Raw genomic sequence first — 12537 nt, forward strand, 5'->3', positions numbered from 1 at the left:
TCGTTTGGCGTTTGAACTCCTCATCAAAATGTTGGCGGATATTTCCCATGACACACCTCGACCTTTCGTTTGTTTGTATTGTATCAGGTCGCTGTTACAGTGTGTCTACTTTCTAGTCTAAATTCACTAAACACGCTGCAGCGCATGAAACATGCGCTAAACGCGCTGCAAGGGGCAGCGACGGACTCTGCAGCGCATGCAACATGCGCTAAACAAACTGCAAGGGGCAGCGACGGGCGCTGCAGCGCAGGAAACATTCGCTAGCTGTGTTCATCGCCCCCGCTGCGCACGACGCTCAGCATCGTTGCGATGAACGCCTCCGCCGCTTTGGACAAATAGCGGTCTTTGCGGTAGGCGATGACAATCGTGCGATGCGGCCTGCCGTTCAGCGCCCGATATACAGGGGCGAACGGCGTGCCGGGCGCGCGGGACACCATGCTTGGCACGAACGCGATGCCCATGCCGGCGGCGACGAGCGACTGCACCGTTTCAATGTTGCTGCTTTCGAATACGACGCGCGGATCGAAGCCTGCATCACGGCATAGCTGCGTCGTAATTTGCCGGAAGCCTTGCCCTTTTTTGAGTACGATGAACGGTTCGTCTTGCAGCTTGCCGATGTCGACCTCATCGTCAGGCCCTCCGCTCGCGGCGAGCGGATGCGATGCAGGCAGCGCCAGCTCGATTTCCTCGCGGATGAGCGGCTGGTAAGCGAGCGACGGCTCGTCGACGGGGAGCGTCAGCAGCGCGATGTCCGTCTGGCCGTTCATCGCCAGCTTCTCGAGATGGGCGGTCGAATCCTCGACGAGCGCAATTTCGATTTCGGGGTACGTTGCCTGAAACACGGGCAGCACGAGCGGCAAAATATGCGAGCCCGTAATCGGCAGGCTGCCGACGACGAGCTTGCCTTTGCGCATTTGCGAAATGTCTTCCATCTCGCGCTTCAGCTGCCCGACCATGTCGATGATTTGCTGCGCTTTGTCGACGAACACGGAGCCGGCGTGCGTCAGCTCGACCGAATTCGTCGTGCGCTGGAACAGCAGCACGCCGATGTCTTTCTCCAGCTTCGCCAGCTGCTGGCTGAGCGACGGCTGGGCGATATGCAGTTTCTCCGCGGCGCGGGAGAAGTTTTTTTCCCGGGCGATTTGCAGCGCGTATTGCAGTTGCCGCAGTTCCATAGGGCACCTCCTCGAACGATGAAGACGGCGTCGGGCCACGCCGCCGAAATAAGCCGGCTGTCCGGGCTGCCAATCTCCGAATGGTGCCAGGTTAGCGCGCGGGACAGGAAGCAGCTTGCGAAATAAGCCATTTTTTATGGCCAATTTCATCGAATATGGGCCATGCCCCCGAAATAGCCAGTGATTTCACTGGCTATTCGTGTCAATCTGCCCGGATTGTGACCGTTTGGCGCAAAATAACCAGTATTTTCACTGGCTATTTCCGGCGAGAAAGGCGAAATTGAGCATATAAGCCACTTTTTATGGCCTATTTCTCCCAAGTCGCCGTCCTGGACGGATTGGAGGTCGCCGATCTTCGAAAGGCCTCGCAAAGAAGGTTTCTCTATAGTACATTCCTATCAATGCTATAGATATTATATCTTGGAACAATGAAGAAAGAAATGCTACTATAAAATCATTCTAATCTGGCTTACAATGTTATCAAGATTCAACGCAATAATGGGGAAAAGGCGGGAACCACGATGGCAAAAACGATGTTCGAAAAGATTTGGGACAATCACGTGATTTACCAGGAAGCGGGCAAACCGAGCATCATCTATATTGACCTGCAGCTGGTGCACGAAGTAACGAGCCCGCAAGCGTTCGAAGGGCTGCGGCTCTCGGGACGCAAGGTGCGCCGTCCTGACCTGACGTTCGCGACGATGGACCACAATGTTCCGACGAAGGACCGGTTCAACATTACCGATCCGATTTCGAAGCAGCAGATCGACACCTTGTCCAAAAACTGCGCCGATTTCGGCGTGACGCTGTTCGACCTGAACAATATCGACCAAGGCGTCGTGCACGTCATGGGTCCGGAAATCGGCCTGACGCACCCGGGCAAAACGATTGTTTGCGGCGACAGCCATACATCGACGCACGGCGCGTTCGGCGCGCTGGCGTTCGGGATCGGCACGAGCGAAGTCGAACACGTGCTGGCGACGCAATGCTTGCAGCAAGCCAAAGCGAAAACGCTGGAAGTGCGCATCAACGGCAAACTTCGTCCGGGCGTAACGGCCAAAGATTTGATTCTCGGCGTTATTGCCAAATACGGCACCGATTTTGCCACCGGATATGTCATCGAGTATACCGGCGAAGCGATCCGCGGCCTGTCGATGGAAGAGCGCATGACCGTGTGCAACATGTCGATCGAAGGCGGCGCGCGCGCCGGATTGATCGCGCCGGACGAAACGACGTTCGACTACTTGCGCGGCCGCCAATATGTGCCGCAGGGCGCAGCATACGACGCAGCCGTGGAAGAGTGGAAGAAGCTGACGACCGACGAAGGCGCGACTTACGACTGGGTCGTCGAATTCGACGCCGATTCGCTCATTCCGCAAGTGACCTGGGGCACCAGCCCCGGCATGGGCACGAACATCAATGCGGCCGTTCCGGATCCGCAAAGCTTTACCACCGAAAACGAACGCAAAGCCGCCGAAAAGGCGCTCGAGTATATGGGCTTGACGCCGGGCACGCCAATGAGCGATTTGGCTGTCGACTATGTCTTCATCGGCTCGTGCACGAACGGCCGGATCGAAGATTTGCGCGCCGCGGCGGCGGTCGCCAAAGGCCATAAGGTCGATTCCCGCGTGACCGCCATCGTCGTACCGGGATCGGGCCGGGTGAAGCTGCAAGCCGAGAAGGAAGGGCTTGACCGGATCTTCACCGAAGCGGGCTTCGAGTGGCGCGAGGCCGGCTGCAGCATGTGTCTGGCGATGAATCCGGACGTGCTCAGCCCGGGGCAACGCTGCGCGTCTACGTCCAACCGCAACTTCGAAGGCCGCCAGGGCCGCGGCGGACGGACGCATCTCGTGTCGCCGGCAATGGCGGCGGCAGCGGCGATCGAAGGGCATTTCACCGACGTTCGCGAGTGGCAGTTCAACTAAGCATCGCACGGCGGCAGGCCGCAGCCGGGCGAAAGCCAATTATAGAAGGAGTGAAGCGCACGTGCAAGCATTCAAGCAGCATACCGGCATCGTCGCTCCCGTTGACCGCGTCAACGTGGATACCGACGCGATCATACCGAAACAGTTTCTGAAACGGATCGAACGGACCGGCTTCGGCCAGTTCCTGTTCTTCGAATGGCGGTTCGACGAGCAAGGCAATGTCAACCCGAATTTCGAGCCGAACAAACCGCGCTACCAAGGCGCCTCGGTGCTCATCTCCCGCGCCAACTTCGGCTGCGGTTCCTCGCGCGAGCATGCGCCGTGGGCGATTCAGGATTACGGCTTCCAGGTGGTCATCGCGCCATCGTATGCCGACATCTTCTACAACAACTGCTTCAAAAACGGCATTCTGCCGATCAAGCTGTCGGAGGAGCAGGTGGAAGAGCTGTTCCAGCGCACGGCGAAGCATGAAGGCTACAAGCTGACTGTCGATCTGGAAGCGAAGACGATTGTCGACGACTACGGTCTGAACATCGCTTTCGATCTTGACGAGCATCGCCGCCAGTTTCTGCTGCTCGGGCTCGACGATATCGGCCTGACGCTGCAGCACGAAGCGGATATCTCCGCTTACGAGGCGAAACACGCCAGCCGTCTCGCTTACCAGGCTTAAGCGCACACGTCGCTTCAACAGAACGGCCGCATGGGGCATTCATCGCCGTGCGGCTGTTTTTTGCGGTTTCCGCAGGTTTCGGGCAGCTAATCGGCAACTCCATTGTCCGCATTGCTTATTTAATCCGATTTTTCGATCATAATTGTTGGATTGGGGCGGGTGCCGCTCTTTCTGGATGGTTTTTCGACCGTAATCGATGGATTTGGTGCGGACACGGTTCATTCATTCTGGATGATTTTTCGACCATAATCGATGAATTTGGTGCGGACGCGGCATATTCTGGATGATTTTTTGATTATATGCACGATATGCGGCTCTCTATGTACTTTCCCGTAGGTATTCGGCGTTAATCGACTGGCTCAATCATGGCTTTTTTCAAAAGGGTTTCTTATCGAAACGGGGGCGTGACAAGCGCAACTGGAAAAATCGGCTCAATTGTGCAACTTTTCGGGGGGACGGGCGTCTAATGAAACGTGGAAACATGTCGAAACGTCGCCTCCATGGCCGCTCAAGTCGTATTTACTCATTTTTCCCCGATCCGCACAAGCATCCATAAACCGCTGCCGGACAGAAGCCATAAGCAAAATTCTACCTCAGAGGTGCATGCATGAAAAAGCTGGTTTTTGCCTTGTTCACGGTCGTTTGCCTGCTCATTGCCTTGCCGAATGTTTCATCCGCCGACGATGCCGTTCAGCTGTTCCTGAATGGAAAACGGTTGCAACCGGAAGCGCCGCCCCGCAACGTTGACGGCAACATCATCGTTCCCGTACGTCTGGTCACGCAAGAGCTTGGCGCCAAAGTTTCCTGGGACGACAAAGAGCGCAAAGTGACGCTGGTCAAGGAAGATACTACGATCCAACTATACATAGGAAGAACCGACGCCTACGTAGGCAAAGTCAAATACGTGCTTGACGTGGCCCCCGTCATCGAAAACGACGTCACGCTCGTTCCCGTCCGCTTCGTTTCCCAGGAATTCGGGTTAAAGGTGAATTGGGACGATTTGACCAAGTCGGTGTCGTTGTTCCGGCAAGCGGTCGAGCTGCCGTCTGTGACGCTGCCGCCGGCGAGCGTTTCGCCTTCGCCGTCCGCCGCGCCAACGCCGAAGCCGACCTTGTCGCCTTCAGCCACACCGCAGCCGGGAGCATCGGGGTCGCCGTCGTCGACGCCAACGCCTGTGTCATCCAAGTCGCCAAGCCCCGGAGCAAGCGTTTCGCCCGGCCAATCTCCTGCATCGGGAAAGCTGGCGCAAGTACAGTCGATCAAAACGACGGCCGATCAAATTATTGTGCAGCTGAGCGAAACGATCACGCCGAACTTCTTTTATTTGTCGAATCCGGACCGGCTCGTGATCGACTTGCCTTATGCCGAACTGAGTCCGGCGCTGACCGAACTCAAGAAAGGCAACGAGGGCGAAGTGGCGTCGGTGCATCCGGATGTCGCCAAGCTGCGGTACGCGACGTTCAGCAACGAACCGCCTACCATTCGTGTCGTGGTCGACCTGAATAAAAAAATAGACTATAATTTAGTAGATTCGAAGAAACCCGGCGAATTGATTATTTCGCTCAAGCAAGCCAGATACAAGGTTGTGCTCGACGCCGGACACGGCGATGGCGATTCGGGCGCCGTCTCCGTGACGAAGAAGCTGGAGAAAAACTTTAACCTGGCCATGGTGACCAAAATCGCCGCGATTTTGGAAAAGGAATCGCTGATCGACTTGAAACTGACGCGCAGCGACGATACGTTCGTCGAGTTGGACGACCGGGTGAAAATCGCCAACGACTGGAACGCAACGCTGTTCGTCTCCGTTCACGGCAACAAATACAATAGCAACATCCGCGGCGTGGAAACGTACTATACGCGCAGCGACAGCCTGGCGCTCGCCAAGCTCATGCACGGCAAAATCGTCGCCGCCTCCGGCAATCCCGATCGAGGGGTGCGAACAGCCGATTTCCGCGTCACCAAAAATACGAACATGCCGGCCATCCTGTGCGAAATCGGCTACTTGTCCAATCCGGCCGAAGAAGCCATGATGTTCACCGAAGCGTTCCAGAACAAAGTCGCCGCCGCCATTGCCCAAGGCATCAAGGAATATTTGCACATCCCGTAACCGGACAACGGATTCGTTTTCGATAGGAGGTCGCTCACCCATGCGCAAGAACTTGACGAAAACCGCCTGCGCCGTACTCGTTGCCGCCGTTTGTTTGACCGCTGCGGCAGGTTGCGGCACGGACAAGCAAACGAAACGAGGCGCGGAAGCCTCGTCGTCTCCGGTCGCAACAACCGCTCCTTCCCCGGCGCAAGCGTCGCCGCAAGCGTCGCCGTCGCCGCAGCTGACGAGTAAGTCCATCCGCGTGTATTATGGCGATCTGGACGCAATGAAGCTGGTCGAGCAAGAAACGACGATCCGATACGGGGCGGATGCGGCCAAGTACGAAGCCGCGTTCAACGCGCTGCGGCAGAGCCCGGACAGCAAGCAAGTTGCGCTGCTCGCTGGGGTTGCGCTGCTGTCGGCCAAAGCGGAGAGCGGCAATTTGACCCTGGATGTCAAAGTCGAAGATACGGGCAGGCTCGGCGCACCGGGAGAACAGCTGCTGCTCGATGCGCTGCGCAAAACGATGTTTCAATTCGAGGAACTGAAAACGTTCGACGTGCTCGTCGGCGGCAAAAAAACGGAAAGTCTGATGGGCCATATGGATTTGCCTCACCCATTCGCGCGTTGATAACAGGCCGACCGGCCGGAAGGGGAATTTGAACCTGCATGGGGATTACACCGACTAAAAAAGCGTTTGTCGTCTTGCTGGCTGCTTCAATGATTTCGGGAGGGGCGGCATACGCCGAAACGACCCCTGGCAGCGCGGCCAATCCATCACCCGCAACCAGCGTGACGAGCGCAACGGGCGCATCGCTGAAAACCGGGTTTCCGGACGTGGCGTCGACCTACTGGGGCATCAAACACATTACGAAGCTGGCTGTGGAAGGCATCGTGCAAGGCGACGAGACGGGACGCTTCAATCCGGACAACCAGGTGTCGCAGCAGGACGTCATCATAATGGCGATTCGCATGATGGGGCTCGAACCCGAGGCGCAGCAGATCAAAACCGAAAGCTACACGCTTCCGCCGCTGGAAGTTCGGCCGGACGCGTTGCCTTACATTATTGAAGCGCAGCAGAAACAGCTGCTGAATTTCCAGGAAGAGACGGACAACGGCAAGCTGGAAGGCAAAGGCTGGGGCAACCGTCCGGCAAGCCGCGAATGGGTAGCGAAAGTCGTGATTCGTATGCTGGGCTTGCAGAGCGAAGCGGAGCAGCTCGCGAATGCGGCGGTGACGTTTGCCGACGGCAGCCAAATTTCGGCCTGGGCCAAAGGCTTCATCAACAAGGCGGTGGAGCTGCATATCGTCGAAGGCTTCGACGGCAACGTGTTCAAGCCGAAAGATCCCGTGACGCGGGCGCAGATGGCGACGTTCATGAGCCGTGCGGAAACGTATCTGGACACGCCATCGCCGCGTGTGCGCGTGGGTGTCGTCACCGAATATTCGAGCAGTTCGATCAGCATCGTCGACGCAGACGGCAAAAAAACGGCGTATTCGCTGGCAGGCGATGTGTCTTACTTTACCGCCGCCTCCGACAAGGACAAAAAAGCCGCTTCCGACATCAAGCTGTATAGCCAAGTGTATATCCTGCAAAACAACGGCATCGCTTATTACGTGGAAATGACCAAGGAAGACGCGCAGTGGGAAACCGTAACCGGCGTGTACGACAGCATCGATCTCCAAACGCTGCAAATCAAATTGAAAGTTGACGGCGAAATCAAGTCGTACGGCTTTATTGAAGGCGTGGCCATTCTCGACAACGACGGTATCGGCTCCAGCCTGATCGACCTCGAACGGAACAGCGTCATCGAGCTCAGACGGACGACATTTGGCGGCGGAACGCAATATTCGCAAATCATTATTAAAGAGAAACCCGTCAACAAAACGGCCGAAGGCATCGTACAGACGATCGACGCGGCGGGCGGCAAGCTGGGCACGATGGACGAGGACGGTACGCTTGGCACGTTCCCGCTTGCGGCGGACGCGGAATTGACGTACAAGGACAAGAAGCTTGCCGGACTGGCCGAACTTCACACGGGCGATAAGATTGTTTATGTCGTGGAATCCGGTGAAATCGTAACGGTAGACGTGGTCAAGATGAACGTGGAAATTACGGCAACGGGTCATTATTACCAGCATGACGGGATGTCGCTGACGATCCAAACGGCGAACAAAAAGCTGAGCGCTTATTTCCTCGCCGACAACTTGCCCATTTCGATCCCGGGCGTCGCGTCGGCCACGCTCGACGATTTGTACGACGGCGACGAACTGAAGCTGACGCTTGACGACGACGATAACGTCACGAAAATTGCCGTGCTCAGCCGCACCGTACGCCATGTCTATTCGGGAGAGATAAAAGGCTTCATTCCGGAAGAAAGCGCCGTTACCGTTACGGAGAACGGGCAGTTGTCCACGTACAAGCTGACGGACGATTCCGTCGTCATCGGCGAAGACGGCGAAGAAGCTCCTGCAGGCGCGACGCTCGACAGCATATACGCCAAAGGGAAGAAGCTTGACTTGTTCGTCACTAAGGAGAACAAGATCATCAAGGTGCAGCTGGCGTCGCAATACGAAGGAACGATCGCGGCGATCAATGCCAAGACGAGCGAATTGTCGCTGACGATGGGCGACGGGCAGACGATCAAGCTGAAGCTGGCTGCCCAGCCGCTGCTGGAAATTCCGAATGCGCCGCTCGCCTCCTTGGCCAGCTTTGCCGCCGGAGACAAGGTGCTGGCGAAGCTGTCGGCCGCACAGGACGCCGTAACGTCGCTGCAGCTGGAAAAGACGGTCATGCTGCGGCTCGTGGGCAAAGACGCCGCCGCCGGCAAAATCGTCGCCAAAAACGAGCTCGGCGTTCGCTTCGAATATACGTTGTCCGATGACGTCAGTCTGACGACTCCGGACAAGCAGGATGCCGCGCTGGCCGACTTGCCGCTGGATGAATCGATTCATGCGACTTTCGTAGGCAAAACGATCGGCAAGGTCGCCAGCGTCGTTTCCGTCCGCGGCAAGGTGCTGGCGATCGCTCCGGACGGCTCCAGCTTGTCGGTGCAGCAGGCGGACGGCATCGCCGTATCCGTCGCAGTCGGGGCGAAGGCGAATGTGTACCGCAACGGGGCATTGTCGACTTCGCTGCTGACGGTGAAGCCGGAAGAGCGTGTGGAGCTTGCGGCGATGCCGGACGGCGGCTACATGGTGACGGTCGCAGCGGTGACCGAGCGCGGGTTTTCGTCCTACAACGCGGCGACCGGCGAAGTGAAGCTGCTGATCTCCAATCTTGGCGACCAGTCGCTGTTTATGTTCCATGAAGACAGTTATCTTCATGCGGGAACAAGCCCGCTGGCGCTGAATTCGCTCGTATCGCCCGATTGGGTGCGCATTTATACGATCGATGGCAAAATTATCGAGATGGAGAAGTTGTGAGAAAACCTCTATCGAAGCAATTCGAAGATGAGCGACCGCTATCCCACCCCTCAAAGTGACGAGTTGCTTCGAAGCAAGTCCGATTACTTTGTGGGGACCCCGGCAGAGGTAGGTTTTATCGCCAATTAGAATTTAACTTTTCCGTTAGACCCGGAAACATATGAATTCCAATGTAGTGAGAAAAAAATGTTGCGAAAGCTGAAACTTTCGCATGGGACAAGCGTCTGTAAAGGGGAAGCCAAACGCTTCGCTTTTGCAGACGTTTTTCATTTGTCGCCGGCAGTCGGTCGAGAAAGATTGCTACAAAATGTTCACGATTTGCGAGTTTCTTGGTTGAAAAATGGGTAAATATTCGTTAAACTGAACCTTACGCGGCGAACAGACGCAATCGATGGGAAGAGGTGGGCGTCTCCCGAATGAACCGCAAACGTATGCGGGAAGTGCTGGACGCGCTCGGCGACATGTTCCCGGACGCGCATTGCGAATTGAATCATGCCAATCCGTTCGAGTTGACGATTGCGGTGCTGCTTTCGGCGCAATGCACGGACGAAACCGTGAACAAGGTGACGGAGTCGTTGTTTCGCAAGTACCGCAAGCCGGAAGACTACTTGTCCGTCACGACCTACGAGTTGGAGCAGGATATCAAGCGAATCGGCTTATTCCGCAATAAGGCGAAGCATATACGCGAGTTGTGCCGTATGGTGCTGGAGCAATTCGACGGGGAAATCCCTTCGCGGCACGAAGATTTGGTCAAGCTGCCCGGCGTCGGCAGAAAAACGGCGAATGTTGTCGTTTCGAACGCTTTTGGCGTTCCGGCGATCGCAGTCGACACGCATGTCGAACGCGTATCCAAGCGGCTTGGCATCGCCGCCCCGGACGACACGGTGCTCGAAGTCGAACGCAAGCTGATGGAGCTCGTTCCGCGCGAGGAATGGACGTTGACCCATCATCGGCTCATTTTTTTCGGCCGTTACCATTGCAAGGCGCAAAATCCGTCATGCCCCGTGTGCCCGCTGCTGGACCGATGCCCGGAAGGCAAACGGCGTATGAAATCGGCGGATAGTAGGAAATCTAAGGAAAGCGTCGCGAAGCCGAAAGCGAACGAGAAAAGACGATTAAAGGATGGGATGGCATGAAATGCATTGCAGTGTACACGAAAAACTTCGAGCTTTTTTCCGATATTTATGAAACGGTGATGAACACGCCGCTGGCGGAAAACGAAGAGAAAGTCATCGAAGGCGTTGTGATCAGCGAATCGGGCGAAGTGCCGGACAACTATTTGGACCGGATGAGAACGCGCCCGGACGTCGTCGTGATGAAAGTGAAAGACCGGGATATTACGATTTTGCAGCACGGCGAAGTGTTCGAAATTTTTATTCCGGAAAAAGAAAATGTGCTACACTAGAAGCCGGAGAAATCCGGTTTCTTTTTTTGCGTAATAACGGAATTAGCTTGTATGGGGAGAATGGAGCATGAGTGTGCAGACGATGGATCACATTGTACAAACGATGACGGAAGCGGGGGACGAACGCAATGCCGGCAAGCTGCAGCAGGTGCTGCGCAAGCGGGAAGGCGGTTTGCTGCAAATCGCTTTCTGCGGCCACTTCTCGGCAGGGAAATCGAGCCTGATCAACAAGCTGTGCGGCCATCCGCTGCTGCCGTCCAGCCCGATTCCGACGAGCGCTAACGTCGTCACGATTTCGGGCGGCGCGCCGTCGGCGCGAATTGTCCGCGAAAGCGGCAAAACGGAAACGGTCGATCCGGACCAACTGGAAGAATACTGCAAAGACGGGCAATCGATCGAGTCGATTGCCATTACGTACCCGATTCCGCTGCTCGGCGACGCTGCCGCGCTGCTCGACACCCCGGGGATCGATTCGACCGACGGCGCGCACCGGCTCGCTACCGAATCGGCGTTGCATTTGGCCGACGTCGTGTTTTATGTGATGGATTACAACCATGTCCAGTCGGAGCACAACTTCGCGTTTACGAAGCGGTTGCAGGATTGGGGCAAGCCGCTTTATTTGATTGTGAACCAGATCGACAAGCACAACGATCGCGAAATCGGCTTCGGCGCGTTTCGCGAAAGCGTCGAGCAATCGTTTGCCAATTGGCATATACGTCCGGAAGGCATTTTATATACGTCGGTACGCAAGCCGGAACACCCGTTCGACGAATGGGGCAAGCTGCTCTGGCTGCTGAAGCAATTGATGCGGGTTGGCGACTCGCTGCGGGCGTGGAGCGTCGACCGCTCCGTGCGCCAACTGATCGAAGATCATGCGCGTACGGTGCAGGAGCGCGGCGCCGCGGAGAAGGAGCGGCTGCGGGAAGCGGCTGCGCCGACCCATGCGCCGGAGGAAGCTCAAGCGGCTGCGGTAGAAGCCGGCGCGGAGGAGGGCGGCGAAGCCGCGTCTGCCGGCGCCGAAGCGGAGACTCCGATGGCGCAGCGCGACCGGCTGGCCGGCGAGCGCGAGCGTTTGGCGCAGCGGCTGCAGGAAGCGCGGCAGCGCGGCGACACGCTGGCGGCCGCGTGGAAGCGCGATGCCGGCGGCATCATCGACAACGCCAACATAACGCCGGCGGCGACGCGCGATGCGGCGCACCATTATTTGCAAAGCCGCAAGCCCGGCTTCAAGATTGGGCTGTTCGGCCGCGCGGCGCAAACGGCCAAAGAAATCGAAACGCGGCTGGCGGCGTTTCACGCCGACTTCGCCGAAGGCGTGCGGGCGCAGCTGGAATGGCATTTGACCGACTTCGCGCGCAAGGCGGTCGAATCGGTCGGTTTGCCGACGCCAAACTACCAGGCGCTGATCGACAGCGTACGCATCGAAGTGTCCGCCGACTGGCTGGCCGGCGAAGTAAGTCCCGGCGCCGGCTTTAATGGCGAATACACGCTCAATTATATGAAGCAGGTGGCGGCGGACGTCAAAGCGAACGCGCGCCGGGCGATGTGGAGCGCGATCGAGTCGCTCGCGGCGGACGTGGAAGCCGCCGGCGGCGGCGAAGCCGAGCGGCTGACGGCGCAGCTCGCCGCGCTGGACGGCCGTCTGGCCGCCGCCGAGCGGCTGGCCGCCATGGCCGAGCAGGAGCGCCGCTACGAGCAGGCGCTCTTGCAAAGCGCCGCCGCGTTCGCGGCCGAGCCGCCGGCTATGCCGCCGCTCGGCGGCTATGCCGCTCCGGCTGCGCCGGCGGCACAAGCGGCGCCGGCACGGCCGCAGCCGGCGCAAAGCGCCGCCGCCGCGCCGGAAGCGC

The 12537-nt window shown here is 57.6% G+C and carries 9 protein-coding genes; 8 read left to right on the forward strand and 1 reads right to left on the reverse strand.

Annotated features, from left to right (window positions below; translation table 11 throughout):
* Positions 1-260 precede the first annotated feature (260 nt).
* Positions 261-1175, reverse strand: a complete 915-nt coding sequence (locus EXY20_RS38345) for a LysR family transcriptional regulator (protein ID WP_135557732.1) — start codon at positions 1173-1175, stop codon at positions 261-263.
* A 521-nt stretch (positions 1176-1696) separates the two neighbouring features.
* Between EXY20_RS38345 and leuC the strand changes: the two genes are divergently transcribed.
* The 8 genes from leuC to EXY20_RS38385 all read left to right on the forward strand — a co-directional run.
* Positions 1697-3100 carry a 3-isopropylmalate dehydratase large subunit gene (gene leuC, locus EXY20_RS38350; protein ID WP_135557733.1) on the forward strand — a complete coding sequence of 468 codons (1404 nt, stop codon included), beginning with the start codon at positions 1697-1699 and terminating at the stop codon, positions 3098-3100.
* Positions 3101-3161: 61 nt separating this feature from the next.
* Positions 3162-3770 (forward strand): 3-isopropylmalate dehydratase small subunit, encoded by a 609-nt coding sequence (leuD, locus tag EXY20_RS38355; protein WP_135557734.1) that lies wholly within the window; start codon positions 3162-3164, stop codon positions 3768-3770.
* A 607-nt stretch (positions 3771-4377) separates the two neighbouring features.
* Positions 4378-5877 (forward strand): N-acetylmuramoyl-L-alanine amidase family protein, encoded by a 1500-nt coding sequence (locus EXY20_RS38360; protein ID WP_135557735.1) that lies wholly within the window; start codon positions 4378-4380, stop codon positions 5875-5877.
* Positions 5878-5917: 40 nt separating this feature from the next.
* A complete protein-coding gene (locus tag EXY20_RS38365; protein ID WP_135557736.1) occupies positions 5918-6490 on the forward strand; it encodes a GerMN domain-containing protein in 573 nt (190 codons plus the stop codon).
* A gap of 38 nt (positions 6491-6528) precedes the next feature.
* Positions 6529-9285 carry an S-layer homology domain-containing protein gene (locus EXY20_RS38370; RefSeq protein ID WP_135557737.1) on the forward strand — a complete coding sequence of 919 codons (2757 nt, stop codon included), beginning with the start codon at positions 6529-6531 and terminating at the stop codon, positions 9283-9285.
* A gap of 416 nt (positions 9286-9701) precedes the next feature.
* The gene (gene nth / locus EXY20_RS38375; RefSeq protein ID WP_135557738.1) at positions 9702-10421 is read left to right on the forward strand and encodes an endonuclease III; all 720 of its coding nucleotides are present in this window, start codon (positions 9702-9704) and stop codon (positions 10419-10421) included.
* Entirely contained in the window at positions 10418-10690 is a 273-nt protein-coding gene (locus tag EXY20_RS38380; RefSeq protein ID WP_135557739.1) for an NAD/NADP transhydrogenase alpha subunit, read from the forward strand. Before nth ends, EXY20_RS38380 begins: the two co-directional genes overlap by 4 nt.
* 67 nt (positions 10691-10757) lie before the next feature.
* Positions 10758-12537: dynamin family protein (locus tag EXY20_RS38385; protein ID WP_207671413.1), on the forward strand; the 1780-nt coding region annotated here is incomplete at its 3' end.

Origin of the sequence: Paenibacillus cymbidii, assembly GCF_004764705.1 — a bacterium.
GTDB classification, from domain to species: Bacteria; Bacillota; Bacilli; order Paenibacillales; family NBRC-103111; genus Paenibacillus_AN; species Paenibacillus_AN cymbidii.

Coding starts and splice junctions, on each gene's coding strand:
- EXY20_RS38345 (WP_135557732.1), bottom strand. CDS start 1,175: ATGGAACTGCGGCAACTGCAATACGCGCTGCAAATCGCCCGGGAAAAA.
- leuC (WP_135557733.1), top strand. CDS start 1,697: ATGGCAAAAACGATGTTCGAAAAGATTTGGGACAATCACGTGATTTAC.
- EXY20_RS38360 (WP_135557735.1), top strand. CDS start 4,378: ATGAAAAAGCTGGTTTTTGCCTTGTTCACGGTCGTTTGCCTGCTCATT.
- EXY20_RS38365 (WP_135557736.1), top strand. CDS start 5,918: ATGCGCAAGAACTTGACGAAAACCGCCTGCGCCGTACTCGTTGCCGCC.
- EXY20_RS38370 (WP_135557737.1), top strand. CDS start 6,529: ATGGGGATTACACCGACTAAAAAAGCGTTTGTCGTCTTGCTGGCTGCT.
- nth (WP_135557738.1), top strand. CDS start 9,702: ATGAACCGCAAACGTATGCGGGAAGTGCTGGACGCGCTCGGCGACATG.
- EXY20_RS38380 (WP_135557739.1), top strand. CDS start 10,418: ATGAAATGCATTGCAGTGTACACGAAAAACTTCGAGCTTTTTTCCGAT.